Annotated in this window: 28 protein-coding genes; 11 read left to right on the top strand and 17 right to left on the bottom strand. The window is 43.8% G+C overall.

From position 1 onward, the window contains the following. Positions 1 to 295: 295 nt before the first annotated feature. The 9 genes from DRW07_RS10785 to DRW07_RS10745 form a co-directional block, all read right to left on the bottom strand. Complete coding sequence (locus DRW07_RS10785) at positions 296 to 808, bottom strand: sigma-70 family RNA polymerase sigma factor (protein WP_124027923.1); 513 nt, start codon at positions 806 to 808, stop codon at positions 296 to 298. A gap of 188 nt (positions 809 to 996) precedes the next feature. Continuing rightward, the gene (locus DRW07_RS10780) at positions 997 to 1551 is read right to left on the bottom strand and encodes an acyloxyacyl hydrolase (RefSeq protein WP_124027922.1); all 555 of its coding nucleotides are present in this window, start codon (positions 1549 to 1551) and stop codon (positions 997 to 999) included. Positions 1552 to 1693: 142 nt separating this feature from the next. Continuing rightward, positions 1694 to 2467, bottom strand: a complete 774-nt coding sequence (locus tag DRW07_RS10775) for an HvfC/BufC family peptide modification chaperone (protein WP_165870474.1) — start codon at positions 2465 to 2467, stop codon at positions 1694 to 1696. An 11-nt stretch (positions 2468 to 2478) separates the two neighbouring features. Further along, entirely contained in the window at positions 2479 to 3378 is a 900-nt protein-coding gene (locus tag DRW07_RS10770; protein WP_124027920.1) for an MbnB/TglH/ChrH family RiPP precursor modification enzyme, read from the bottom strand. Positions 3379 to 3453: 75 nt separating this feature from the next. Then, a complete protein-coding gene (locus tag DRW07_RS10765; protein WP_124027919.1) occupies positions 3454 to 3741 on the bottom strand; it encodes a BufA1 family periplasmic bufferin-type metallophore in 288 nt (95 codons plus the stop codon). A gap of 2 nt (positions 3742 to 3743) precedes the next feature. Next, on the bottom strand, positions 3744 to 4073 hold the full coding sequence (locus DRW07_RS10760; RefSeq protein WP_124027918.1) for a thioredoxin family protein: 330 nt from the start codon (positions 4071 to 4073) through the stop codon (positions 3744 to 3746). A gap of 6 nt (positions 4074 to 4079) precedes the next feature. Then, positions 4080 to 4556: a YHS domain-containing (seleno)protein gene (locus tag DRW07_RS10755; protein ID WP_124027917.1), complete on the bottom strand. Its 477-nt coding sequence runs from the start codon at positions 4554 to 4556 to the stop codon at positions 4080 to 4082. Positions 4557 to 5230: 674 nt separating this feature from the next. Next, positions 5231 to 6718, bottom strand: coding sequence for a group II intron reverse transcriptase/maturase (ltrA, locus tag DRW07_RS10750; protein ID WP_124027916.1), 1488 nt, complete (start codon positions 6716 to 6718; stop codon positions 5231 to 5233). 607 nt (positions 6719 to 7325) lie between these two features. After that, positions 7326 to 8006 (bottom strand): FMN-dependent NADH-azoreductase, encoded by a 681-nt coding sequence (locus DRW07_RS10745; RefSeq protein WP_124027915.1) that lies wholly within the window; start codon positions 8004 to 8006, stop codon positions 7326 to 7328. 130 nt (positions 8007 to 8136) lie between these two features. Between DRW07_RS10745 and DRW07_RS10740 the strand changes: the two genes are divergently transcribed. The 3 genes from DRW07_RS10740 (at position 8137) to DRW07_RS10730 (ending at position 10978) form a co-directional block, all read left to right on the top strand. After that, positions 8137 to 9003, top strand: a complete 867-nt coding sequence (locus DRW07_RS10740) for a LysR family transcriptional regulator (protein WP_124027914.1) — start codon at positions 8137 to 8139, stop codon at positions 9001 to 9003. A gap of 245 nt (positions 9004 to 9248) precedes the next feature. Then, a complete protein-coding gene (locus DRW07_RS10735; protein ID WP_124027913.1) occupies positions 9249 to 9542 on the top strand; it encodes a hypothetical protein in 294 nt (97 codons plus the stop codon). 278 nt (positions 9543 to 9820) lie between these two features. Then, positions 9821 to 10978, top strand: coding sequence for a serine hydrolase domain-containing protein (locus DRW07_RS10730; RefSeq protein ID WP_124027912.1), 1158 nt, complete (start codon positions 9821 to 9823; stop codon positions 10976 to 10978). 140 nt (positions 10979 to 11118) lie between these two features. Here the strand turns inward: DRW07_RS10730 and DRW07_RS10725 are convergent, their stop codons facing one another. Next, positions 11119 to 12042: a LysR family transcriptional regulator gene (locus DRW07_RS10725; RefSeq protein WP_124027911.1), complete on the bottom strand. Its 924-nt coding sequence runs from the start codon at positions 12040 to 12042 to the stop codon at positions 11119 to 11121. Between the two features lie 109 nt (positions 12043 to 12151). On the opposite strand from DRW07_RS10725, the gene DRW07_RS10720 reads away from it, so the two are divergent. The 6 genes from DRW07_RS10720 to DRW07_RS10695 all read left to right on the top strand — a co-directional run bounded on the left by DRW07_RS10720 (position 12152) and on the right by DRW07_RS10695 (position 17536). Next, positions 12152 to 12694 carry a carboxymuconolactone decarboxylase family protein gene (locus tag DRW07_RS10720; RefSeq protein WP_124027910.1) on the top strand — a complete coding sequence of 181 codons (543 nt, stop codon included), beginning with the start codon at positions 12152 to 12154 and terminating at the stop codon, positions 12692 to 12694. Between the two features lie 36 nt (positions 12695 to 12730). Next, positions 12731 to 13210, top strand: coding sequence for a nuclear transport factor 2 family protein (locus DRW07_RS10715; RefSeq protein WP_124027909.1), 480 nt, complete (start codon positions 12731 to 12733; stop codon positions 13208 to 13210). A gap of 667 nt (positions 13211 to 13877) precedes the next feature. Next, positions 13878 to 14735: a helix-turn-helix domain-containing protein gene (locus DRW07_RS10710; RefSeq protein WP_124027908.1), complete on the top strand. Its 858-nt coding sequence runs from the start codon at positions 13878 to 13880 to the stop codon at positions 14733 to 14735. Positions 14736 to 15059: 324 nt separating this feature from the next. Next, the gene (locus tag DRW07_RS10705) at positions 15060 to 15932 is read left to right on the top strand and encodes an AraC family transcriptional regulator (protein ID WP_124027907.1); all 873 of its coding nucleotides are present in this window, start codon (positions 15060 to 15062) and stop codon (positions 15930 to 15932) included. 112 nt (positions 15933 to 16044) lie between these two features. Then, entirely contained in the window at positions 16045 to 16518 is a 474-nt protein-coding gene (locus DRW07_RS10700; RefSeq protein WP_124027906.1) for a DoxX family protein, read from the top strand. A gap of 19 nt (positions 16519 to 16537) precedes the next feature. Beyond that, positions 16538 to 17536, top strand: coding sequence for a hypothetical protein (locus DRW07_RS10695; RefSeq protein WP_124027905.1), 999 nt, complete (start codon positions 16538 to 16540; stop codon positions 17534 to 17536). 65 nt (positions 17537 to 17601) lie between these two features. On the opposite strand, the gene DRW07_RS10690 is transcribed toward DRW07_RS10695, so the two are convergent. From DRW07_RS10690 to DRW07_RS10665, 6 genes are all read right to left on the bottom strand, one after another. Beyond that, on the bottom strand, positions 17602 to 18195 hold the full coding sequence (locus DRW07_RS10690; protein WP_124027904.1) for a TetR/AcrR family transcriptional regulator: 594 nt from the start codon (positions 18193 to 18195) through the stop codon (positions 17602 to 17604). Between the two features lie 231 nt (positions 18196 to 18426). Further along, positions 18427 to 19050, bottom strand: a complete 624-nt coding sequence (locus DRW07_RS10680) for a TlpA family protein disulfide reductase (protein WP_124027902.1) — start codon at positions 19048 to 19050, stop codon at positions 18427 to 18429. Between the two features lie 451 nt (positions 19051 to 19501). Next, positions 19502 to 19678: a DUF692 domain-containing protein gene (locus DRW07_RS18330; protein ID WP_165870473.1), complete on the bottom strand. Its 177-nt coding sequence runs from the start codon at positions 19676 to 19678 to the stop codon at positions 19502 to 19504. 24 nt (positions 19679 to 19702) lie between these two features. Next, positions 19703 to 19990: a BufA1 family periplasmic bufferin-type metallophore gene (locus DRW07_RS10675; RefSeq protein WP_124027901.1), complete on the bottom strand. Its 288-nt coding sequence runs from the start codon at positions 19988 to 19990 to the stop codon at positions 19703 to 19705. Between the two features lie 14 nt (positions 19991 to 20004). Next, positions 20005 to 20331, bottom strand: a complete 327-nt coding sequence (locus DRW07_RS10670; RefSeq protein WP_124027900.1) for a thioredoxin family protein — start codon at positions 20329 to 20331, stop codon at positions 20005 to 20007. A 6-nt stretch (positions 20332 to 20337) separates the two neighbouring features. After that, positions 20338 to 20814 carry a YHS domain-containing (seleno)protein gene (locus tag DRW07_RS10665; protein WP_124027899.1) on the bottom strand — a complete coding sequence of 159 codons (477 nt, stop codon included), beginning with the start codon at positions 20812 to 20814 and terminating at the stop codon, positions 20338 to 20340. 288 nt (positions 20815 to 21102) lie between these two features. Here DRW07_RS10665 and DRW07_RS10660 point away from each other — a divergent pair, with 288 nt between their 5' ends. Then, a complete protein-coding gene (locus DRW07_RS10660) occupies positions 21103 to 21945 on the top strand; it encodes a DMT family transporter (protein WP_124027898.1) in 843 nt (280 codons plus the stop codon). Positions 21946 to 21983: 38 nt separating this feature from the next. On the opposite strand, the gene ccoG is transcribed toward DRW07_RS10660, so the two are convergent. Further along, positions 21984 to 23375 (bottom strand): cytochrome c oxidase accessory protein CcoG, encoded by a 1392-nt coding sequence (ccoG, locus tag DRW07_RS10655; protein ID WP_240630567.1) that lies wholly within the window; start codon positions 23373 to 23375, stop codon positions 21984 to 21986. A 108-nt stretch (positions 23376 to 23483) separates the two neighbouring features. On the opposite strand from ccoG, the gene DRW07_RS10650 reads away from it, so the two are divergent. After that, on the top strand, positions 23484 to 24911 hold the full coding sequence (locus tag DRW07_RS10650) for an aminotransferase-like domain-containing protein (RefSeq protein WP_240630565.1): 1428 nt from the start codon (positions 23484 to 23486) through the stop codon (positions 24909 to 24911). Positions 24912 to 25163 lie beyond the last annotated feature (252 nt).

The raw sequence follows: 25163 nt of genomic DNA, 5'->3' as shown, positions 1-25163 counted from the left end.
ATCGCTATAAGCTCAGTCTTGGCAGTCTGCTCAACCGATAAAGCAGTCGTTGCACATATAGCAATTCTTATTGGCAAAAAATTAATGAATGGGGCTCTAAATTTGTTCGTGTTACCGTCCTTGGTATAGTGAGGAAGTACAAAGGGTTCGATGTTTTTTTACAAGATAGTGAGAGAGAGTTGTTCAGACGTATCTATTTACTAGGGCAGCGCTAGAAGTAGTGCAGAGCAAATAAGGTGCCTGTCTAAGTTTCAGAGAAGTGGACAGTTGCAGAGAGTTACTTCAAAAAAATTGCTCAGATTGCTTGCATATATTCGTCTTGATACGTTGGTTTAATTTTGATTTTCAAAAGTGCTCGAGCACGAAAAAGTCGAGTCATTACAGTATTTTTATTTAAGGCGAGCAGGTGAGCGATTTCATCGCAATTGAAGCCAAACATAACTTGTAGCATCAAAGGTTCACTGTATTTTGGCGCCAGTTGGCTAATTGCTTTACGGATTTGAATAACTTCTATGTTTCTGTCTTGATCATCGGTTCCAACCACTGACATCTCGTCCAAATCGAACATATCAAAACGCTTGCGTTCAAACCTGCGAGCATTCTCTCGTCGTAAAATTGTAATCAGCCATGACTTTACTACTTTCTTGTCTTTCAAGCTGTCCAATGCGCGCCAAGCTCGAAAAAAAGTTTCTTGTAAAACATCTTCTGCGGTAGCTTTGTCTTTTGTGAGAAATAGTGCATAACGATATAAATCAGCATGTAGATCATGGACTAAAGTCTCGAACCAATTGTTTTTTTCTTTAATCATTTTAATGTACTTAAGGTTATGTGTTATTAAAATGATAAGGGCTAAAAAATAACAAATTTACCAATTAATCCAGATTTAGAGACACAAATACTGTTTTACTAAATTGATATTTTTTTATCTTCACGTTGCCCAAAAGTGGAAAAACAGGATTTACTTTCCACCGTTAACGTAGTGCAAATTTGTCTCCTCTAATATGCTTTTGAATATGAGAAACTGATGAAGTCCAAACCTGGATTTGGTCTTTTAAATCCAGCGTTTGAATAATGAAAATATCGCAGCGCCAAAGAATGGGATAGTTGCTCTCCAAATCGATATCCTATCCCTAATCGGTCTTCAAACTGATAATGTGTACTCACATTTTTACCGGCAAATTGCGTATCATCTAATAACGATATACCGATACCCGCTTCTGCGTATATCTCACCATGAGTGCACCTACAAAGGGTGTATTGCAGGATAGGGGAAAGTGAAACAACAAAGTTTGAGTCATAGTGCTCAGGCGAGCCGTATTTCCAAAAGTTTACACTGCTTTCCACGTAAACTGCCAAGTTTGGACTTGCTTTATCAAGCTGAAATGCATTGTGGCGATAGGCTAATTTAATGCCTTCTACATCGCCCTCTCCCCTCAAGTAGTCTATAGACAGCTCTCTAGCGTGTAACTGCACAATTTGCATGGATAAAATCAGAAGTATCTTTATCAAACGGATTAAATAGTCAAAGGTTCGCTGTTTAAAATTGGACATGATCACTATTTCATATGGGTGAGTTAGAGGAGCATGATGTCGTACTTACCCTATGAGAATTTACCCATTCGTACTTTCTTTGTGACAAAAAAAACGGCGAATAAACATTCGCCGCGAAAGCCGGAGGAGGGGCCTTGAAAAATTAATCTAATCTGGTCAACCATGATTTACTGATGGCTTCAGACAGCCACGACGCAAAGTTGAATGTAGGGTAAAGATCTAGTAGTGACGCAACCGATATACCTTCTTGCATACCTAGCATCCAATTGAGTTTTTCTTCTGTCAGAACTTCGACTTTAGCCACTCCATTGTGCTGATACGCTATGCAATGTTCAGCTTTGTCTATGTTGCTCATGATGGCTTTCAAAACACTTTTGTCAGGCAATTGCCCTGAGTCAACTACACGATGAGCTTGCCATATTTGATGTTGTGGATAGGCGCTGGGTAGTAATGAAACAGAGGACGATAAAATGCAGTAAATGTCTTCAAGGTCACTTTTCGATAATCTTTGCAGTGAGTCACCATCAAAACTTAACACTTCACTCCGTGAAGCAATATGAAAGGCCCACTCTAAATTGGCGATATCGGGTAGATACGGATAGCTTTCATACAATTCGCTATTAAATAAGCAAGTGGCTAGTTTGTCGCCCCACTCGGCCCAATCACCACTTGCAGGTTTATCCATATCAAGTAATCGTCGCGTTAAAACATACAACGCGTGCTCACCAACCATACTTTCTATAACTGGGTAGCTGATTGATAAACTTCGAAGCGCAGTCATCAGCAAATTGTTTTGATAAATCGAGAGAGCGTTCTTTTGAAGCGCCGTCGACTGAGAGAAGCTGAATATCTCATTAAGCAGAAACTGCTGATAATTAGTATCTGATGAAGTGTTTTGTATTGTACGTTTTTTCACTTGTATCCCTCTCATGGTATCGCCTTTCTTAGGCTTACCCCGGCTGCCTTTCGAATGTCTCTCGCCTTGCCTGCTTCTTTTAAGAGAACATCCCAAGTCGGAAGGTCGTTATCCCACTCAATTAGCGTTGCCGCTTTAGGAAAATGTTGAATGGCAAGAGTATAAAGCTGCCAACACTGTTCAGATACTGGCTGACTGTGATCGTCTATGATGATGTCGCCCATTTGCGGTAATGAACTCCCTGCGAGGTGCAATTCATTAATGTGCCCTTGTGGTAGATACGATAGCCATTTCAGTGCATTTACTGTGATATCTTGCACTTTTTGATTGTGCATATTCACCAGAATATTATTGAGGTCAACTAACAAACCACATTGAGTTCGATGTGCTACCTCAGCCAAGAATTCCGCTTCTGCGAAGATATTGTTGGAAAAAGAAAAATAGGTAACCACATTTTCCACTAACAGTTGGCGACCGATAGCTTGCTGGACTCGGTCTATATTAGATACAGTGGCGTTCAAAGTTTGGGTATCGAATTTCAGTGGTAATAAATCGCCAGCGTGAAGCGGCTTACCGCTGTCATCGCCCCAGGTAAAACACGCATGGTCAGAGATATAGATTGGGTTCACATCGTTATCAAGCTGAGTAAACCTATTTAGATATCTTTCATTTACTCCTGCTAAAGAGCCCAACCCCATTGAAGTACCGTGAATACTCACCGGATAGAGGCTTCTTATTTCCTCAAGTAGGTGCCTACTAGGCCCTCCTTGAGCGAAGAAGTTTTCCGCGTGAAGCTCAACGAAATCAATGGAACATGTCTTCTGAGCCAATGCTTGAGTATAGTGCTCGTGTCTTAGCCCTACTCCAATACATCCGTGCTCACAGTCTTGAGGGTAGTGTGTTGAATTCATGACATACTCCATTGAAAATATTACTAGCGTCACAGCTGTGAACGCTATTTATACATACGTTAAGATTGATAATGCTTAACCTTTTTTCTTAGCTGCTTCGTAACGTTCTTTGGCTTCAGCTTTCAGCATTCCTCCCATAGTCTCGCACGAGCCTTTGGCTACAAGCTTCCATTCACCTGGGTCTTTATCAACAGTAGATTGACCCGCACAAGAGTGTGTACCCGCTAGGTTGCCACAGTCATTTTGACCCGCAGCAGCTATTCCGTAACACTTCTCTTTACCAGCAGCTTGTACAGGCGCCGTTACCGCTGTTGTCAACGCCATTGCCAACGCGGCCGCTGCAATTGTTTGTCGTTTATTCATAACTATTCCTCTTTATATTCAACTCGGGATTTAACCCAGTTATCTAGTTCGTTGTAACTCAGGGCACCAACGTGGGTGCCTAGCTGTTTATTGCGCTCAAGTAATACCAATGTTGGAACGGCTCTAATGCCAAATACTTGTGCCAATTCAAAATCTTCCTCAGCATCAAGCTTTATTACGCGTAGTTGAGAAGCGTTGGCGCTTTCGAACATTTGAATCACAGGTGACATCTGTTTGCACGGACCACACCATTGAGCACTAAACCAGAGCATGACGACTGGCTCAGAAAACTCATGGCCATTCGTTGTGATGCGATCGATAGTTGTCGGCATATTGAATTAGTCCTCTGCGTTAGTTTCTTCTACTGAAAGTGCTTCGATGCCGTCCCAAACGCGGTAAGCGGTTTTTAGGTTTCCAGGCACATCTTCCATCCACTTTTTCTGAACAGCTGCGTTCAAATTCAAGAACAACTTGTCGTCTTTGATTAGGAAAGCCGCTGGGTCGACGTCTAGCTTCTTGTTCAATGCAACACCCATTGCGCAGTAACCACCAAATTGTGGCGCGTATTTCTCTGGTGATGCTTTGAACATGTCGCGATTTTTTTCGCTAGAGAAGCGGTAGATTGCACCGTCATGAGTAGCGGTATACATTGCTTTACCTTCTACAGGCATACTTTTAACAAAGTAAGCCACAGGGTCATAACCGTGGATAGCCACATCGTTTTCACCTAAATTAACTGATGATGCAAAACTCAAACTGCTAAACAAAATAGATGTTGCTAGACCGGCAATTTTAAATGCGTTGCGAAGTTTCATAATTATTCCTCATTAAATATTTTAGTGACGTTTGCGAGCGCGTTGGTGTTTCGCTCTCTAAGTAATAAAGTAATGAATTTCGAATCTGGTCAGGAAACCGATACACTGTAAAAAGAAGCAAATCGTCCAAGTCTAAAATTTGTTCAGAAAATTACTGATTGCGGTCTTATGTGGATGAATGTGGAAAACAATACAGAGAGAAATCACTTATTAAACGGCATTTCTTTGCCGTTTTAACAGTGCGTTGCTGTCCGCTAACGCTATTTCATAGAATTGAAAAATAAGAAACGGCACTATTTTTTACCACCAAGCGCCTATTTTTTTAATTATTCTTCTTTTGCAAATAGTGCTCAAAAAACTTTTGGTCTAATTGCTCTCTTGTGCGCAGAAAATTTCATACAAACACGCCACGACAAGGCATTTCTAAAATAGCTCTTAATCAGTGGAACAACGCTCAATAGTTTATTGTTAATACACTGTCATTAGATACTTTTGAAATAATAAATCGCTGATGCCGGTTTAAAGCTGGCGTCAGGCGATGAGTCATTTCATTATCGAATTCGAGGAGCGCCTCGAACATCGTATTAACTAATGACAGTTAGTCGGATAAGAGAGCGATATTTCTACCGCTCCCTCTCCTAAGAACCGTGCGTGCAAGTTTCCCTGCACACGGCTCAAGCTCTCATAAGGCCCAGATAAAACGACCCACTAGCTTGCTCCAGATGTGACATATTCGTTGCTCTTTTATCAAAATAATCAAACCACTCGGCATCGTACGGAGTTGCCACGGATATGACTTGCCGGTGTCTGCGTATAGGAATGTCAGCGGCCTTTTTCAACCACACGATACGTTTTTCACCGTTCTTAGTAGTGTAAGGCGCAATTAACATCCACTGTCGCATACCACGATGGGTATAGTATTTCCGGTAGAGCCATGCAGCTGACTTCTTTGGATGCTTACGCTTAATCATTCGATGAAAAGCACGGAATATTGCAGAATCAACATTATCAAAGACTTTCTTAGCCACAACATGACGGTAGTAATTTGCCCAGCCTACAATCTTTCGATTAACTGAACTGAGCAGTCTCGCCATGGGCATTGAAATTCCCTTTTTGATAACTAACCTGATAGACTCAAGAAACGATTTAATACTACTTTTACTTGGTTTAATGAGCAGCTTTTGACCATACTTGCGCACATTAAATCCAAGAAAATCGAATCCCTTTGTTATTGAGGTAATCAAGGTCTTTTCTTCGGACATTGTTAACCCTCGCTCAAACAGGAAAGCCATTACCGCTGGTTTTATTGTATTCTCCAACAACTCTTTGGAGTTGGCAGTGATCACAAAATCATCAGCATATCTAATCAAATGGACTTTTTGAGTTGGCTTAGTCATTGATTTAAGCATCGCCTCCATACCATCTAAAGCACCATTCGATAAGCAAGGCGATATTATACCGCCTTGTGGCGTTCCTGCTGTCGTTGGAAACAAACGTCCTTTATCCATAAATCCTGCCTTTAGCCACTGATTCAACACTCTTTTCTCTAGCTGTAAGTGTTGATTCAACCATGTATGGCTAATATTGTCGAAGCATCCCTTAATATCGCCTTCGAGGATCCACTGAGCTGATGTTTTCTGAGCTAATACGTTGAAGCATCTCTCAATCGCATCGGCGGCTGAACGCTTAGGCCGGAAACCATAAGAATGGTGATCCGCTGTCACTTCAGCTACTGGCTCGTAAGCGAATAGAAAGAGAGCCTGCATTGCTCGGTCATACATTGTTGGGATCCCCAAAGGGCGCTTCTTGCCGTTCTTTTTCGGAATGTAGACGCGCCTCAATGGTTGTGAACGATAATTTCGACATGAAAGCGTTTTAGCTGCTTCCCACTTCTGTTTTGCATTTATCCACACAATGCCGTCAATACCTGGCGTATTGCGTCCCTGATTTTCAGTGACACGTTTAATCGCCAGTAGTTTCGCTTGATGAGATCGTGTTAGTAAATGCTGTAGCGCTTGGACTTTACCCCAGCGCTCAGCTCTAGCTGATTTAGCGATACGCATTTGGAGTCGGCGAACGTCAGCGTCAACTCGTTTCCAATTGATGGACGACCAGTTGTTCGACGGTGAGGCTGCACCACCATGCATGAGCGCAGGTGTCATTTGCTTTTCCTCATTAACTCGATTCTCCGCATTCTCTCGCTATTGAGAACCAGTCGGACGTAGGCACTCTTTCGAGTCAGGTGATTGGCACCTTATGTTGAGCATTACAGTCAACCTTTCGCTTTTTCCGACCTCCCATTCCCGCATAGCCATTGTTTACCCTTGCGGTTAAACTACCTTTCGGAGCTATACGGGGTTTCCACGTTTCGTTCCTATGACTCGATGGGTTAGGTCTCTCGTTTACACCGGCGATGCTTATACTCACGATATCCCATCTGTGAAAGGATATTCCTGATCGCTTACCTTTTGGTTGAAGCTTGTCAGCCGTTTTAGCTTCTTAACAGTTACGATGCTTATCGAGATTCGCATTTGCTGACCTTACCATCATCCCTAGCGCCATCACCGCTCACGGCTAGCAGTTTCGATGCTACCCTCACAGGTTACACCTACGAAGTGACGTGGCTACATTGTCCTCAGCGCTTTGCACCTCAACGTTACCGTTAACGCACAGCTGAGTAGGGAACTACTGGTGAGACAGTAGGTTTAACATCCAATCCCTTGGATTAAACAATCACAGGAGCAACATCGTGTCGCACCAAAGAATCTGTTACAGGCTTTCGCTTGTTTTCTCTGCGATGACGGCGGCCAATGCCTTAGTTTGAGACTTAGCGGTTTGTAATGATTGTTCATGACGCCGATCACCGAACTCTTGATACTCTGATTTTATTTCGTATATCTTTTCTACTCCCAAATATTTACTCAGTGTACGCAAATGCGGTACTAAATGGCTGGCAGTTTCATTAATCTCACCCTTTTCAAACCCAAACTCTCCGCTTGAAGTAATAATTACTAGCGTTTTACTCGACAATAAGGGCGCTAAAGGCTTATCTCCCCGGGCTAAATCAAAATCGAAGGTTTTATTGATTCGTATAATCTGATCAAACCACGCTTTGAGCTGTGCTGGCATACCGTAGTTATACATGGGTGACGAGATCACAATAACGTCGGCACGTGAAACCTCTGCTATGAGCTCATCTGACAACGCAAGCGTTTGTCGTTGCATAGCAGTGCGTTGTGCCTCGGGTGTGAATACGGCGCCTATCCAGTCCTGGGTGATGAACTGAGGAGGGTTAACTCCTACATCGCGGTGAATGTATTCATCTATATTAGTCACACTATGTAAGTGCGAGATAAACAAGCTTGCTAGCGCTTTAGAAATGGAATTGTGCTCAGTGTTGTCATTTGTAATCGCTCTTACGCTTGAATCTATATGCAATATAACGGTCATTTTGGTTTCTGCCTCTGGTTAAAATTGCATAGATTGTTATGGACTAACGTGCATGCGACAAACATAGAAAAATGATGCAGAAGTGAGTTAAATTCATCTATAGTGAGGCTGTAGAGGGAGGATAGTTACCATGCAAGTGTCTTTACCTGCACTTAAAGTGTTCGAGTCAGCTGCCCGCTTAGGCAGTTTTAAAGCCGCTGCCAGCGAGCTTTCTATTTCTCCGACTGCGGTTTCTCACCACATCAAAAATCTTGAACATCGGTTGAACGTTGCACTTTTTGTGCGCGCGACCAGACACGTTAGCCTCACCGAATGTGGAAAAGAACTTGCGGCGGCCACGTCTAAGGGGTTTGCTACAATTGAAGCTGCCATTGACAAGATTTCAGCAAAAGGGTCACAGGTTGATATCACTGCCACCTCGTCTTTTGCTGCATTGGTGCTTGTTCCTGCCCTAAATACCTTCTCCTCTCTACACCCTGAAATTAAGGTAAACATCACCAGCGGTGAGAGTATTGACCCGAACAGCTTTGCACTTCCGATCCGTTATGGTGATGAGAGAAAACAAGCCAAGGAAGACATAATCGCTCGTGATCATTTTAACCTTTATTGTTCGCCAACTACTGCTAACACCTTCCACAAAACCCCCAAACCACGCATTTATACAACACAGTGGAAAAACGAGGCGCTTCCTTCAGTACCCTTAAGGGCATGGTTAGAACGCAATCAGTTACAAGAAGCAGAGCTTAATGTTACTTTTTTCGACCAAGAACTTTTTGGTATCCAACAAGCTTTGCAACAAAACGCTTTTGTTTTTTGCTCGAGTACGCTAACGCAGGGATATGTAAAGTCGGGTATTCTATGTGAGTTAAATACATTGCCCGTCAGTTCAGCGCTTTGCTATTACATCAAAGACAAAGTGGAGAAAACCACGCGACACACATTTGTCTTTGTTGAATGGCTGGAATTGCTGCTGAACCCTAACCGTCATAGCTCCTAGCGTGCTGACCTTCTGACAGTGCGCAATTTAGCCGAAAATACACATTTTAAAACCATTCATTCAAATCTTGGTGTTCTACGTTGGTATATTCTACTGCCTGTGACATAGTTATTTGCTATCGAGATTACGCATTAACATTCATGGTTGTGTCTTTGTATTGGTAACTAACTAGCCGCGAACAAGGTTTGCTTGCTGTTGAACTAATAAGAGTTAATCACTATTAAGCTATTTTCAAGGAATTCACTATGCATACTGAACAGCGAAACGCACTAATTACAGCAAGTTGGGAACTTCATGCACAAATAGAAGACGCGTACACTCAGTTCGCAGCCAAACGCGGTGACGCAGAATGGCTTGAAAAGCAAAGGTTTCTTTTAGCCGACATGGCGCTACATTTGTTTCAAACAGTAATAGCCGACGGGCCAATGCAAACGGCAAAGTTACAAAACAACCTTTATTCAATTTTGACCATTTGTCATCAATTCTTTCCTCATGTCAACCTGAGTGATTCAGCTCAGCAGCTTTTGTCCACGGAATAAGGTAAGTATCTTACTGGATGATATTGTGGCTTCAGCTGGGACCTTGTAAATGAGCTGCGACAGGTCATCAAGACGTCTACATGATCACCATTGAACCTAGACCTGTTAAGTAATCTGGGTCAATGGCACAGCTTGGTTAACATATAAATCGGAGGCTGCAAAGTTTGTCCCTTTTGTGTCCCCCAATAAAAGATAAATGCGTCTTACCTTAGTTCATGACTCGAACGCGCGCCCTCGAGCATAACAGTGAAAGGTCTTAAGTGGAGAAGTGCATCATCATGAAAACTGCAATTAATAATGCCCTACTAGTCGGATTTTTCCTGCTAAATATATTGTTAATTGGCTCGGTATATAGTGCGTCTGACGAGGATTTTTCCTGGGTAAAAAACGAACTAACACAAGCAGATTTCTCAGGTTTATTAATTGTTGCCAAAGAACGTCAGGTTATTTTAAGGGCGTCTTTTGGCTACGCTAACAGGGAAGAAAAGCTGCCATTTAATAATGAAACGGTTTTTGATATTGGTTCCATCACTAAACAATTTCTTGCTACTGCTATCTTAAAGCTATCTGAAGATGGAACACTTTCACTGCACAACAATTTGGCGACTTTCTTTGATAACGTCCCACAAGACAAAACCGGTATAACCGTGCACCATCTTCTTACTCATACTTCAGGATTACCAACCAATCTCTCTGGTCATAAGCTTTATGACATTGTTCCATATGAAGCGCTTCCACGCCTTGCATTCAAAGAAACATTAGCTTCAACACCAGGCGAAATCTATCAGTACTCAAATGTGGGCTACAGCTTGCTGGCCAGAATATTAGAAAAGGTATCTGGTCAAAATTGGGAAGCGTTTTTAATCGAAAATGTATTTAAACCGTCAGGCATGCTTCATACGGGTTATCGATTGTTAGAATACAGACCTCAGCTCTTAGCGGTTAACTATGGGGCAGACCAGACCGCATTTCAGAAATTTTTCTCTATTGAACCTAAAAGCCGAAGTGTCGGACATTCGTTAGCGCACTTGTATCAAACACCGGGACAACGCTGGATGGAGGGTGCTGGAGGTCTTATGTCCACCATAGACGATATGTACCGTTGGTACCTAGCTCTGAGTGCTCAAACCATCGTTAACAAAGCGTCATGGAATGCAATCTTTACTCCCCACATAAGAGAAGGCAAGCACTCACACTATGGTTATGGATGGGCAATATCTGTTGACGAACAGGGCCGCAGGCTTATCGCCCACAATGGATCAAACGGCTATTCTTTTGCGGATTTCAAATATTATCCAGAGGAGGATATATTTATTTTTGTAGCCACAAATGACATTGACAACTATCCAGAGGACACGTTCAAACGGCTCAGTAAAGTGGTATTTGGGAGCAACAAAAGCAAGCCACATTCAACGGTTATCCGGGACACCCAATGAGAATGACCCACCACTTTCAAAAACCGGAGAGCGCTATTAGAACTAGGTCGAAAACTGGTCGCGTTTCCGCAAACTTCAGTCATTTATGAACGACCGAATGTAAATTCAGGGCGTTTAGTTTGATAGTGGTCAATTAAACCTCAGGTAAAAGAAGACCATTCCTGGCTGAATTGCTCAAAACGTGCCTGCATTCTGGGCGTGATGAAGTCGATAAAGCTTCGTTGCTTAAGGGGTAAAACCGGTTGTTGGATATACAGCAGATTGACTGGCCAAGATGAAGGTGCAAAGCGCTGCAAGACCAACTTTAATTCACCACTAAGCAACCATGGTAAAGCCTGATAAGAAAGGACTCTGGCAATGCCAAGACCCTCTCTGGCCGCTTGTATGGATACATCAATGGAATTTGCCCGAACCCTTGAGAATACAGAGGTCAGAATTTCCTTGCCGTCGTCATTGAAACGCCACTGGCTGGCAGAGTCTAACCCTTCGAATGTAATACACTGATGCATCTCCAGATCGGCTGGCTCGGTGGGTACACCATGTTTGGCTAAATATTGCGGACTGGCACAAAGTATTTTCTGCACACTGCCAAGAGATTTGGCAACTAATTCACTGTCAGGTAAATCACCTACTCTGAATGCAACATCAACGACATCTTCATACATATGGAGGTTTTGATCAGTCAGTAGCAGCTTTACACTCACATCGGCATAGAGGTGAAGATACTCCGTTAACAATGGAAAGACATGCATTCTCCCCATGATATGCGGAGCGGTGACGGTAAGGCATCCTTTCGGCTCACGATACTCTCCTTTCGCATCGCGTTCGATCTCGGTCACCATGGACAAGACTTCCCGACAGGATTGCAGGTACTTTCTTCCCGCATCAGTCAGCACTAAATTGCGCGTTGAGCGTCGCACTAGCTGCACACCAAGGTAGTCCTCTAACTCCTTTACCTGCCTGCTTACAGTAGTCTGAGGCTTGTTCAATTTTCTGGCCGCCGCGGAAAAACTACCGCACTCCATTACCGTGCTGAACATGGCCATGGCATTGAGTCGATCCACGTATTCCTCCAAAAAATGACTAGGTGCTAGGCGTATTTACCCACTACACGGAGATATGTAACGAGCATACATTGACCCTGCGTTAAATACACTTACTGAGGAATAATTTATGTCACGTTTAACTTTCCCTGCAACTATTCAAGATGCACCTGAACAATCTCAATCTATGCTAGAAGCCGTTGAGCAGCAGTTGGGGGTTGTCCCCAACCTGTTCCGCTTGGTTTCTATTAATCCGGCAGCGCTGGAAGGTTATCTTGGTTTATCCGGCGCCTTGGGCAAAGGTTCATTGTCAGTTGCACTGCGAGAAGGTATTGCGCTTGCAGTCGCTGAAGTAAACAAATGCGAATATTGCCTGTCTGCGCATACCTATCTGGCTAAGGCACTGGCAAAACTGGATGAGGCAGAAATCACCGCCAACCGCAAAGCATTGTCAAAAGACGAAAAAACACGTCAGGCACTGCAGTTTGCCATTGATGTTTCACTCAAGCGCGGACAAGTCTCGGATGCTTCTGTTGCCAACATCAAAGCCGCGGGCTTTGGCGATTCAGAGATCATTGAAATTATTCTGAATGTAACGCTGAACATCTGGACAAATGCCGTCAACAACGTTGCTCAGACCGAGGTTGACTTTCCACTGGTGCAGCCCTTCTAAAGACCGGAAGCATTCTTACCTATTAGGAAATTTCTCATGCATGCAATAGAAGAATATCGCCCACCGACTCCCCCTTTTACGCGCGAAACGGCGGAAAAAAAAGTGCGGTTGGCTGAGGATGGTTGGAACTCTCGTGAGCCCAACCGTGTAGCCCAGGCTTACAGCATAGGCACGCGTTGGCGCAATCGTACGGAGTTCATTGAAGGTCGGGAGCAGGCCCGTTTGTTTCTGCAGCGAAAGTGGTCCAAGGAACTGGAATATAGACTCATTAAGGAGTTATGGGCCTTCACCGAAGACCGAATAGCCGTCCGTTATGCCTATGAGTGGAAAGATGATTCGGGCAACTGGTTTCGTTCTTACGGCAATGAAAACTGGGAGTTCGATGATCAGGGATTAATGGTCAACCGGTATGCCTGTCTCAATGACTTACCCATTGAAGAATCTGAACGTCTATTCAGATGGCCAAAGGGACGTCGGCCGGAAGATCATCCTGGCCTGAGCGAGTTAGGTTTGTAACTCAAATGCATCTTTATCGCGTGTCCCGGTAAAGGTGCATTCACCCAACTAGGTGTTAACTCTACCTCAGCCAGCAAAAATTCTTACTATTAAAACTGGACAAAGTACACAGATCTGTCTACCTTTTATCTATGGTATACAGATCTGTATACCAAGACCCTGAAAAAGTATCAGCTCTATGGGTGCTTTTTTGGAATTTGGTCGTCGATGTCACTGTTTTTGTTACTTATTTTATCCCGAGATAGAAAGAGGCTTGCTATGCACAATTTAAATGGAATCCTGAATCTGTATTCGTTTGCGATAACCGTCAATAGTAGCGGTGAATTTGCTCGAGTCAGGCATTTAGATCAATCAGGAAACTGCATTTACTCGATTTCGGTCAAGCCGGCAAAGAAGCTTGCATGACTTCATCTCTTAGACGGTAAAAAAGAAAAATAGATGAATAAAACTCAACTGCAAATGCTTTTTACTCGTTTGTTATCAACCCTGCCAAGGATAAAAATGACGGTGGAGTTTAACCAACAGAGACACTCAAGATGAGTGCAATTTTACCTGTAGGTTCAAGCGTGCGAGCAATTGCAGATGCACACTCCGAGAACGACTCCATTTCAAAAAAGGTGTCATTGCTTTGGTTACTTGTTTTGTCTTGAGATAAAAGAGGCTTGCTATGCATAATTTAAACGGGATTCTAAATCAGCATTCGTTTGCGACAACCGTCAATTACAGCGGAGAATTTGCAGGTGTCAGGCATTTTGGTCAATCAGGACAACTGCATTTACTCGAGTCTGGTCAAGTACGAATAGTACGCCAGGGAGGGAGTGAAATTTTACTCGACAGACCTTCCATGGTTTTACTTCCAGTTGCAGTGAAACATAGAGTTGAAAGTCTTGGTGAACAGCCCGCAAGGATGATCAGCGCCAGCATTTCATTTTGTGAAACACGATCATCACTTCTGATCGACGCACTGCCCCAAACGATTTATTTCCAGTTAAGCCCTGATTGCTCTGTATCATGTACCGCGAGATGGCTGCTACACGAGGTTTTTGAACAACGGTTTGCAAGGCAGGAAATGTTGGACAAATTGGGTGAAGTTTTTATTCTTCAGATTCTACGCCACGTCACAGAGCAGGGCACGCTTCAACAAGGTAAGTTGTTGGCTATCAATCATCCACAACTATCTAAAGTCATTGACAAAATTCATTGTCATCCAGCCGAAAACTGGACCCTGGATAACCTTGCGCAGCTGGCTGCAATGTCTAGATCCAAGTTTGCAGAATGCTTTAAGGCATTGGTCGGACAAACACCAATCGACTATATCACTGATGTCAGAATTGCAGCAGCGCAGAAACTGCTCAAACATAACAAGCCTGTTAATTTGGTTGCCGGTGCAGTTGGTTACGAACATGGCTCAGCTCTGGCCCGCATTTTTAAGAAAAAACTCGGTGTTTCTCCCCGAGAGTGGTTAAAACAGACCAACGAGGATCGAGAGGGTATGCTCAGTATAGGTTTTGGAAGGTTCGGTTAAATGAGCGGAAATCCAGTGAATTTAGCCTGTGTTTGCCAGAGGATATGTCAACGCTGAAAGATTTCTTAGGGTGATTCTGTCTTTAGCATTGATTCGGCTGTAACTGAATACTTTAGGTTTTGAACAAAGGAGTAATGGTTGCATTTCACTAAGACTCAAACGTTACTGTGAATTATTAAGAATTAAGTTTTATTCCGAGGTGGCAGACGCTGCCATCGATTACCTAGTTGTATTACTGAGCGCTTATCGCGTCAGCTCAAATTCCTTCTCGATTTGGAATGCTCAGTCTGGATCAAATCTATTAACTAAATATAAGGCTCAAACGTGGACAATATCGCCAACATTCTGCGCAGAATCTCTATAAAAGCTGAGGTGTTCTTCAGTGGAAAACTCTGCGGCATTCAAACATTTGATAGTAAAGACAAAGGACATCTGCATCTCTTACGAGCAGGAACCCTTACCATACTGATGAACAATGGTCAGAAAATTGTAGCGACCGGACCTTCCCTGATCTTTATACCTAGTCCTCATGAGCATCGAATACTCTCTGACCAATCTTCCACCGCCCAACTCGTCTGTGCCACAGTCAACATTGATACAGTTCATCGTTCACTGCTGCTCGATGCGCTTCCTAGTATCTTCTGTCTGTCTTTAGATGAACTTCGCGATTTCGGCAGAACGGCTGAATGGTTATTTGAAGAAGCGTTTGGCCATTCCATTGCAAGACAGGTGATAATAGACAAGTTAAGTGAAATCTTTCTCCTTCAGTTGCTCAGATATTCGCTGGAGAGAAATATCGTAAAAAGTGGCACTCTGGCGGCTCTTACACACCCCATGCTTGCTAAAGTGATCAGTGCCATGCATGAACATCCTGAAGTTAATTGGACGGTAGAATCACTTGCCGACATGGCAGCTATGTCGCGCTCTAAATTTGCAGCAACGTTCAAGTCTGTGATTGGGCTGACGCCCAATGACTACTTAACTGACATACGTATTTCACTTGCCCAGGACATGTTACTGGAAGACAAACCTGTAAACCTCGTTGCCAATCAGGTTGGTTACGAGCATGGTTCGGCATTAGCCAGAATATTCCGCAAAAAACTGGGTTTATCCCCTAGAGAATGGCTTAAGTCGTTGCAAAAGGAAGATTTTAAAACACCTTTTCAGAGCCTTGCGGACTCTACAATCGAACACTAACAGTTGTAAAGAAAAGACCATCTGTTTCATTTGTGCCTCCTCATGCAGATACATTAATCCCTGTAGTAATTAATGCATACAAATTAAACATTTCTACTGAGGTAAACGACAAATGAAACTTTTAGCTATAAATTTGATAAAACTTGTTGATGTCATGTCATCAACGCTCTCGCCATTGCAACCAGTACTGTCAGTGGCCGGACGGATATATGTCTCGTGGGTCTTCTTTGCCTCCGGACTGACTAAAATCGCAGACTGGGAATCTACCCTGTTTTTGTTCGAGTATGAGTATCAGGTACCTTTGCTGAACTTTGTTTTGGCTGCGTATCTCGCAACGATAGCAGAACTACTTGCCCCAGTTCTGCTGTTCTTTGGATTTGCGAGTCGCTTGAGTGCCATCGTGCTCGGAGTAGTTAATGTTGTAGCAGTAATAAGTCTGGAAGAAATTGCACCAGCCGCTTTGTACGGCCATGTCATTTGGGGGCTTATCCTACTTCACGTTACCTTTTGGGGCGCAGGCAAGTTGTCTGGAGACCATTTGCTAAGAAAACAATTAACAAACTTTCTTCCTGCTCGTCAGGCTTAAAAGTTAATATTGAACTGTCATGAATATTGATCTAAATGATGGTGAATGGCCAATTCAACATGCCCCCCTCATACCTTTGGAAGAGGGGGGATACTGCATTCCACAGCACTATTTGCGTTACACCCACTCCAAATCGACGATTGAAAAAATCGTGGCTGAATGCAGTTTCGATGACCATTTTTTGTTTTTTGTCGGAGAGGATGCAGGAAGCTTGTATTTGCAAGTTGGTATTGTCGGATACGACACATACAAACGTGAAGCAAAACTTGGTAATAAAAAGATCGTATATGGCCGCAAGTGGCGAGTAGACCTCCACACCTCGACATCCGAGGTTATTCAGACATTGTTCCTTGCTGTCAAAAAGGCCCGGGAACACGAAGTCAGGGAGTTGTTAAAGCTACAATTTCGCGAAAAGTGGAGTGCTCCTTTCAGTACACATCAGGATTTACCCTTAATTGCCAAGTATGCCGACCACTTGTATCACTCGTGTACGCCACTATCAATCAACGGATTCAGGCGACAGGCGGCAGAATTATTTAAAAACCTGATATATGACGAGGCAGCACTGAGCTTGATCAATATTGAACAACGCAATAATGGACAAGTCCTGGTTGACGTAAAGCTGGAGCACAATGATAACAGCACGCTTGTGCTTCACGGACAGCAGGAATTTACACTTTTGCTTCCCGCCACCTGCACTAATGCCTTATTGCACGCACTGATGGAAAATCTTGTGGCGGCAAGTAACGCCTATGTTGCCGAACGTTTTCGCTTCCGAGGGGTAAACCGATTCAGTCACAGTATATCAGTAACTCAGCTCGCCTCATTATCAATACAGACCCGAGCGCATCAAAACATACCCGGTTTGAAGCAGAACCTGAAAAAGCTAAATGCCGAAGTCGACCAATTGCGCGTGCCGCAAGTGACTGGACAGCAAGTCCATAGTGTTGTCGAAAAACTGACTGAGCTTGGCCAACTGGATGGATTCTATCCTGCACTGGAGGCAGAGAATGAATAAATTTGCTGGCATAAATGCTGTCACTCGCAAGTTTCACCCTGCGACGGTATAGAGTAACAACGGCTCTAAGTATTGGATTCCTCATTGTTCAATAGTATCTCAGCAATGCTCTTTGCGATGAGCGCCGCATCTGAAATATTTGTTGTATGCGCATTTACAATGGCTCCATCGGCCAGAATTGCTAGTTGTTCCGCCAATGCTCTGGAATTGACCGGTTTTACAGGCACAAGCAGCTCTTCGAGAAGCTGGATTACCAGCTTTTTATGCAGTGCACATACTGCATGGATGGGATCTTCCTTCCGCAGGTATTCAGCAGAGGCATTGATAAACATACAGCCAGAAAACTGACGGGATCGGGTCCATTCATCAATAACATCAAAAAATGCCAGTACCCCAGCAAAGCGCTTTTCGCCTGGCTGTTTTGGCTCAAATTTCCGGATCCCTGCCTTAATCATGTCGATAAACTCCTGGTCACGCCTGTGTAACGTGGCAATAACCAACTCATCCTTCGACTTGAAGTGATTATACAAGGTTCTTTTTGCAACACCCGCGTGCTCCAGAACCGCATCTATCCCGGTTCCCTTGATACCCTCGCGATAAAACAATTTTTGCGCGACTTCTACCAGATGATCTCGCTTGCTAGTGCGTTTTTGTGTCATAACCTTCCTCGTCTGTATACAGATCAGTATACACAAAATTTCCCGCTGTGAATTAACACTATTACGACGCTTTGGTTCTGCTGCCGTACATAAATACCGTGAAGGGAATGCAATATCCAAAAATGGCTTTAATTGGATGAAAATCGGCCTGGCCAAACAGGACTTCATATTGGTTGATACATAGCAAAACTGTTCCAACAAGCAATGCTATTTTTGCACCCTGTCGTACTCTTAAAAAGAATGAATTAGACAACATACATTCTCACCTTTCGATTGCTCAAGGGTGTTCTCTTGCAACACCGGAACGGAAAGTGCCCGCTCAATGCCTTCCGGATACTGATGACTCCGATACATAATTTCACCATCCGTAGAAAAAATAATGAAAACGGGAGTGCCGAAAACATGAAAAGTTGAACTGATTTCACTGTCAGTATCGAACATGACCGGGAAGGTCATATTGTACTCAGACATGTACGCTCGCATTTTCTCTACTGAGTCGTTAATGCCCACATTAATTGCAAGTACATCAATGTAGCCTGAAAACTGCTGATGCAGTGCGACCACTCTGGGTGTAGCCTTTTTGCAGTAGGGGCACCAGCTCGCCCAGAAATACAAAAATATGGGTCTTTGTGTTTCCTGCAAACGATCATTGAAGTAAAAATCGCCACCCTTTTCAGGTGTAAACAAAAAGTCAGGTCCTATTCGTTCTGATTCGGAAACTGACTGTGCAGTTACAGGTTTCGAGTAAGAGATTATGAGAGCGATTAAAATGTTGATTAACGCTATAAGGTAAGGGTTTTTGATCATGGTAAATATTCTCGCAATTTCAGCTTTATCTTCATCAACTGGGGTCAAAATGGATTTCTTTAAAATAACTAATTACGCTCACCATACTTAGCGCACATGCTTTATATTGAAACTGATAGTCCAGCGCAAAATTTACCTATTGGTGGTAACCTAAAAACAGGCGGTATTCGGGATGTGGCGTCAAAGAGAATGTATATAGACCTACGAAGATTAAAAGAACCGTGTCAACCAGTTATTCCGGAGCGGTGTTGATAACCAATTGGCAAAATCAAAACCGGGATACTCATCTAGCAAGGCGGCAACGCTCATCCCCTCAGAGACCCCTTGCATCCACAGGCAGTCGTTTTCACTTGATGTTGTTAATTGCGGACTAAGACCTTTCTGCCTAACGAGACGGTTAGATCTGACTTTGCGGCTATTCATAACGTTCTCCTAAGCTTGACTGTCCGACTCTTCACCGCATTAGCTTTTTCCAGCAACGCTAACGACGGATGAAACCTCATGAACACCTAACTACCACATCACCTTGTGTAAAAAAGTGTTCTGCATGAACTTCTACAAGGTCTACGGAAAGCGATGTTTGCTGCAACACGTCGGTGTAGTATTCATGACGCGACACCATACCTACTGCACGGTGTTTTACGATCGATTGCACTGATTTTTTTGCAACAAACATCGGTATTCTCCAGGTTAAGATCTATTAGCTTTTGTTCGCTTTACTTTCGTTGTAGCGTTTTTTAGCTTCATCTTTGAGCATTCCGCCCATGGTTTTGCATGTTCCTTTGGCCACCAATTTCCATTCACCAGGGTCTTTATCAACAGTTGATTGACCTGCACATGAATGGGTACCAGCAAGGTTTCCGCAATCGTTCTGACCTGCCGCAGCTACCCCATAGCACTTTTCCTTGCCGCCTGCCTGTACGGGCGCTGTTAGGCTTGACAGAGCTACTGCTAATGCTGCAGCGGCAATTGCATGTTTACGATTCATATTTCAATCCTCATTTAGGTTACAGGAGGTAAATTCGCCTCTAGCCATTGGCTGAGTTCGAGGTAATTTCCGAGTCCGACGTGAGAACCCAAGGTTTTCTCGTGACTGAGCAAAACCAGCGTCGGAACTGCTCTAATGCCAAATCGTTGTGCCAATTCAATTTCGACATCTGCATCAACTTTTAATACTCTTGCAGATCCTGCAAAAGTTTGGGTCAGCATGTTGATGACGGGTTCAAGTTGTTTACACGGACCGCACCATTCAGCACTAAACCAGAGAATCAGCAGAGGTTCAGGATAGCTATGGCCATTACCCAGCAGCCCTTGGACGCTTGTTTTCATTGTGTCTTACTCCTCCGCATTAGCTTCAGCGACGGTCAGGCCTTCGATACCATCCCACACGCGATAGGCTGTTTTCAGGTTGCCAGGTACATCTTCCATCCACTTTTTCTGAACGGCTTTATTCAAGTTTAGATAAAGCTTGTTGTCTTTGATGTAGAAGGCATCAGGATCGACATCGAGTTTTTTATTTAAAGCAACACCCATTGCACAGTAGCCGCCAAACTGAGGAGCGTACTTTTCCGTATTAGCCTTGAACATGTCGCGATTTTCAGCACTGGAAAAGCGGTAAATTGCTCCTTCATGGGTCGCCGTATACATTGCTTTTCCTTCGACAGCACTGTTTTGGGTGAAGTAAGCAACAGGGTCATAGCCATGAATTGCCACATCGTTCTCACTCAGGTTGACTGAAGAGGCAAACGTCAGGCTACTAAAAAGTAGCGAAGTAGCGAAACCTGCTAATTTTAATGCTTTTGAAATATTCATATTTATTCCTCAGAAAGTTAAATCAAGTTAATTAATAGAAATCAGAAGGGAAATAGTATTGCTGCACTTCCTGATGCATAAGGTATGGAATATCAAAAGGAGACAGGAAACAGATACACCAGGAATTAGTGCTATTCGTCCAGCAAGAAAAAAAGGTTTAAATAAGCCTGCTGATGTGTGAGTGGGGATTTATACTGTCCAGGCACTAAAGAGCTGAAAATCTATGACTATGCATACCCACAAATTGCTCCGCCAATACTTTTACTTTCAGGAGTAACAACAAACTATATGTCCAACACCAAGTTATTTTTACTGACCGCTGTTGCTATGGTGATGTTTGCATTGAACTCACTCTTGTGTCGGCTTGCATTCAATGAAACTGAGATTGACCAGAATAGCTTCACGGCACTGCGACTATTGTCAGGCGCTTTGTTCATGTTGTTGATACATCAATCACGTTCAGCTGATAACAAATTGGCAGGTAACTGGTGGTCGTCTTTTGCGCTATTTGTATACGCCGCTGGTTTTTCATTTGCCTATGTTCATCTGGACGCAGCAACCGGAGCTTTGCTTTTATTCGGTGCGGTTCAACTCAGCCTGATCATCTATGGTGTAAAGCAAGGAGAAAGACCCAATAAGGTACAGCTGATGGGGTTGACTGTAGCGGCATCGGGGGTTGTTATGCTGATCTTACCCGGCGCGACTTCGCCGCCATGGATAGCCAGTATATTGATGATAGTCGCGGGTATAGCCTGGGCTGTGTACACCCTCAGAGGCAAACAAGAAGTATCTCCAGCTGCGGCAACCAAGGGTAATTTTGTGCGGACAATCCCAATGCTTGTAATACTCCTTTTGGTGATGCACCAAGAGCTGCACTGGGATTCACAGGGGGCAATTTACGCGTTGGTTTCTGGGGCCTTGGCCTCCGGGTTTGGTTATATGATCTGGTATAAGGCTCTTCCTTACCATACCGCCATAAGTGCTGCTGTGGTGCAACTTACGGTTCCCCCCATCACCGCCTTTGGCGGCGTGTTTTTACTTAAAGAACATATGCCGCTTAACCTTATTGTGCTGAGCTTTATTATTCTTGGTGGGGTAGGCTTGTTCATTCTGTTCAAAAGGCACGCTTGATTGACCAGCCTGAAGCCCTTGCAACGGCTGATGTCAAATTACCAGGCTCCGGGACCGGCATAAAATGTTGAATGTTTTGTGATAGCCTCGCCTGTTTGCAGGTCTTCCACGACAAATTCAATAATTTGTTTTTCCGGATACTCTATGCCGGAAAAAGACACTGGCAGTGGAGTCATCAGGTACTCACCAGGTTGGACTTGAAACTCTGTTCTTGTTTCAATTGTAAAATCGGCATCGTCACTTAGCAAAACTGCGTATTTTTTTAGATGCTGTGTCTTGTTGAGCGTCTTGAGCAAAAAGGTGTTTTCAATGTGCCCAGAAGTGTTGACGCGGTACAAAGCTTGCCTGTCCCTGAGTAGGTTCACTTCAAATGACTGTCGATTTAGTCCCCAAACGATTATAGAAACACCGGTTGCCAGTATGAGTAAAGCGTAGCCAAGATTGGCCCTGTTGAATGACACTTCCGAAGTGGATTGTTTGGTGTACCGTATCAACCCTTTTGGATAATTGAACTTGACCATAGTTTCATCGCAGGCATCAACGCATAGTCCACAGTTGATACATTCGTATTGCAAGCCCTCACGAATATCTATACCAACCGGACAGACCTGAACACATAGATTGCAATCCACACAGTCGCCTTGCCCCTCTGATTTAGCCACAGTACGCTTTCTCGGACCTCTGCTCTCGCCTCTTGAAGCATCATACGCTACCAACTTGGTTGTAACGTCAAGCATGGCAGATTGGAAACGGGAATAGGGACAGGCATGCTGACACATTTTTTCTCTTAGCCAGCCTGCATTTATGTAGGTACAGACCGCGAAAAACAAAACCCAGCCGGCAATTACTGGCGATATATCCGCGGTAAAAAAGTCAGAATAGAGAACGCGCGCTGGCTCGAAATAGGACATAAATGTTAATGATGTGAATAATGAAAGCATCAGCCATAGCGTGTGCTTGGTAATTTTTTTCGCTAGCTTTTTCCTGTTCCAAGATTGGTTGTCCATTGCTTTGCTCTGATGATGAGAGCCTTCCACCCGGCGCTCCACCCAGTTAAACATGAGGGTCCAAATGGTCTGCGGACAAGCATAACCACACCACACACGGCCATATCGTTTCGACACAAAAAACAGCGTAAATGCTGCCAATATAAATATCAGTGCGATGATCATTAAGTCCTGGGGAAACAGGGAGAAATGGAAAAGGTCTATGCGTTGTGTTGCAACATCGATCAGAATTGCCTGTGCACCATTGTGCCGAATAAACGGCAATAACAAGAAACCTGCAACAAGCACAAAGTTCAGCCAACGCCGGATACGTTGAAATTTACCGAATTGCTCCCTGATGTAGATTTTGTCTGAAGACGTCATTCCCGCCGAAGCTGGCGCCTGATAGATCACATTCTGCTTTGCTACCCACGAACTTTTCACTACGCACTCCTCGTTGTCCCGATGGGTGCAAAGTGTAAGCAGAACAACTGTTATTAACAGATACAGTTATTTAACTTTTAATAGGTACAGTTTGCTATAGTAAGGGCCATGAATGAATACAAGTACCAAAGCCTGGCCAAGAGACTGATTAATAAGATCGAACAAGGTCTATTACAAAGCGGCGACCGACTGCCATCTATCAGGCAACTCAGCAGCCAGTATAAGTTGGCAAAAGTCTCTGTGCAGCATGCTCTGCATTATCTTGAAGCGAGGGGTATGGTCGAAGCCCGGCCTCGCTCGGGCTATTACGTTACGGCAGTAATAAGACAGACTCAGCCGAAGCTTGATTCAAAGTTTGAAGATAAACCTGGCCTGGTTGAAGTGCCGAACATTTTTCATCAAATTATGTCAAAAGGGGCCGCATTCGACTTATGTCCGTTGGCTCCTTTGCACGACCATATGCCGCACACTCAGTTCCTCCATCGTTTTATCAGCAGAGCACAACGGCAAGACAGCAGAAGAAATGCCGTGTATTACTCGCCTCCAGAAGGCGATCTACGACTTCGAAAGCAGATTCAAAACCATTACAAAACGCGCAACTGTGCTTTGCATGAAGATCAAGTCTGCATTACCTCAGGTTGTCAGAATAGCCTGTTTATCGCGCTGATGGCTTGTTGCAATCCCGGAGATACTATTGCTATTGAGAGTCCGGCTTTTTACGGGGTTTTGCAGATTGCGCAACAACTCAGACTGAAAGTCATTGAAGTGTCCTGTTCAGCCATCACCGGACTTAACGCTGATGATCTTGAAAAAATCATTGCCAAGTGGCCAGTGAAAGCATGTGTGGTAACACCCAGCTACGCGACACCCACTGGTGCATGTATGCCGTACCACGAAAAGCAAAAGCTTGCAGATCTGGCTGAAAAGCACAACATCTATCTCATTGAGGACGACATATATGGTGATCTGGGTTTTACCCTGCTACCCGAGCCACTGAAACGTTTCGACAGGCGAGGCAACGTGATTCTTTGCGGTTCGTTTTCCAAATCCCTGTCTCGGGATTTGCGTGTCGGCTGGATAAGTGGAGGTTCACTGCATGACAAAGTCATACATCTGAAGCTGGTCAATCAATTATCTTGTGGTCAGGCAGTGCAAACCGGATTGGCAAGTTTTCTTTCTGAAGGTCACTACAGGCGCCACCTCAACAGATATCGACAACAGCTCCGGCAAAGACGTGACAACCTTGTTCAGGCACTGGTGCAAACATTTGGCAGTGAAGTCAGTTATACTGTCCCTGAGGGAGGACTGGCATTATGGGTCGAATTGCCACCAAATCTCGATACTCACAAAATGTATCTGCCATTGCTTGCAAAAGGCATAAACATTACACCCGGCGTACTTTTCTCCAGTCAGAGACGCTATCTAAATTACCTTCGACTAAGTTTTGCGCATACTCTGGACAAGCACAGGAAAAATGCACTGAGCACTATTAAGCAGCATATCGATGGATTGTATATGTCTCCCAAAAGTGATTAATGAGTGCTGTCTATATTTCTTCATTTAACCACCCGTTTAATTTCCTTAACGTAATTGATATTAAAAGATTAGCCAAAAAGGTATCCCGGTTTTACTGATCAATATACTCTGGCACTGAGTCAGGTAAAAATATGTTCTGCGCAAATTGTTTTGTTAACACCATGCAATTTAATGCTCCACCTTCTCATTGGTCTATTCACACACATGTTGCTACTATGGTTGTACAAAATGCCAGCAAGACAACCAATTGAG

Source organism: Paralteromonas sediminis, from assembly GCF_003820355.1.
GTDB lineage: Bacteria > Pseudomonadota > Gammaproteobacteria > Enterobacterales > Alteromonadaceae > Alteromonas_F > Alteromonas_F sediminis.
This window is presented reverse-complemented; position numbering and strand designations above follow the sequence as displayed.

What these genes read in the sequence shown, in the direction of transcription:
- DRW07_RS10785 (WP_124027923.1), bottom strand. Translation starts at nt 808, where the DNA reads ATGATTAAAGAAAAAAACAATTGGTTCGAGACTTTAGTCCATGATCTA.
- DRW07_RS10780 (WP_124027922.1), bottom strand. Translation starts at nt 1,551, where the DNA reads ATGTCCAATTTTAAACAGCGAACCTTTGACTATTTAATCCGTTTGATA.
- DRW07_RS10770 (WP_124027920.1), bottom strand. Translation starts at nt 3,378, where the DNA reads ATGAATTCAACACACTACCCTCAAGACTGTGAGCACGGATGTATTGGA.
- DRW07_RS10765 (WP_124027919.1), bottom strand. Translation starts at nt 3,741, where the DNA reads ATGAATAAACGACAAACAATTGCAGCGGCCGCGTTGGCAATGGCGTTG.
- DRW07_RS10760 (WP_124027918.1), bottom strand. Translation starts at nt 4,073, where the DNA reads ATGCCGACAACTATCGATCGCATCACAACGAATGGCCATGAGTTTTCT.
- DRW07_RS10755 (WP_124027917.1), bottom strand. Translation starts at nt 4,556, where the DNA reads ATGAAACTTCGCAACGCATTTAAAATTGCCGGTCTAGCAACATCTATT.
- ltrA (WP_124027916.1), bottom strand. Translation starts at nt 6,718, where the DNA reads ATGACACCTGCGCTCATGCATGGTGGTGCAGCCTCACCGTCGAACAAC.
- DRW07_RS10745 (WP_124027915.1), bottom strand. Translation starts at nt 8,006, where the DNA reads ATGACCGTTATATTGCATATAGATTCAAGCGTAAGAGCGATTACAAAT.
- DRW07_RS10740 (WP_124027914.1), top strand. Translation starts at nt 8,137, where the DNA reads ATGCAAGTGTCTTTACCTGCACTTAAAGTGTTCGAGTCAGCTGCCCGC.
- DRW07_RS10735 (WP_124027913.1), top strand. Translation starts at nt 9,249, where the DNA reads ATGCATACTGAACAGCGAAACGCACTAATTACAGCAAGTTGGGAACTT.
- DRW07_RS10730 (WP_124027912.1), top strand. Translation starts at nt 9,821, where the DNA reads ATGAAAACTGCAATTAATAATGCCCTACTAGTCGGATTTTTCCTGCTA.
- DRW07_RS10720 (WP_124027910.1), top strand. Translation starts at nt 12,152, where the DNA reads ATGTCACGTTTAACTTTCCCTGCAACTATTCAAGATGCACCTGAACAA.
- DRW07_RS10715 (WP_124027909.1), top strand. Translation starts at nt 12,731, where the DNA reads ATGCATGCAATAGAAGAATATCGCCCACCGACTCCCCCTTTTACGCGC.
- DRW07_RS10710 (WP_124027908.1), top strand. Translation starts at nt 13,878, where the DNA reads ATGCATAATTTAAACGGGATTCTAAATCAGCATTCGTTTGCGACAACC.
- DRW07_RS10700 (WP_124027906.1), top strand. Translation starts at nt 16,045, where the DNA reads ATGAAACTTTTAGCTATAAATTTGATAAAACTTGTTGATGTCATGTCA.
- DRW07_RS10695 (WP_124027905.1), top strand. Translation starts at nt 16,538, where the DNA reads ATGAATATTGATCTAAATGATGGTGAATGGCCAATTCAACATGCCCCC.
- DRW07_RS10690 (WP_124027904.1), bottom strand. Translation starts at nt 18,195, where the DNA reads ATGACACAAAAACGCACTAGCAAGCGAGATCATCTGGTAGAAGTCGCG.
- DRW07_RS18330 (WP_165870473.1), bottom strand. Translation starts at nt 19,678, where the DNA reads ATGTTTGTTGCAAAAAAATCAGTGCAATCGATCGTAAAACACCGTGCA.
- DRW07_RS10675 (WP_124027901.1), bottom strand. Translation starts at nt 19,990, where the DNA reads ATGAATCGTAAACATGCAATTGCCGCTGCAGCATTAGCAGTAGCTCTG.
- DRW07_RS10670 (WP_124027900.1), bottom strand. Translation starts at nt 20,331, where the DNA reads ATGAAAACAAGCGTCCAAGGGCTGCTGGGTAATGGCCATAGCTATCCT.
- DRW07_RS10665 (WP_124027899.1), bottom strand. Translation starts at nt 20,814, where the DNA reads ATGAATATTTCAAAAGCATTAAAATTAGCAGGTTTCGCTACTTCGCTA.
- DRW07_RS10660 (WP_124027898.1), top strand. Translation starts at nt 21,103, where the DNA reads ATGTCCAACACCAAGTTATTTTTACTGACCGCTGTTGCTATGGTGATG.
- DRW07_RS10650 (WP_240630565.1), top strand. Translation starts at nt 23,484, where the DNA reads ATGAATGAATACAAGTACCAAAGCCTGGCCAAGAGACTGATTAATAAG.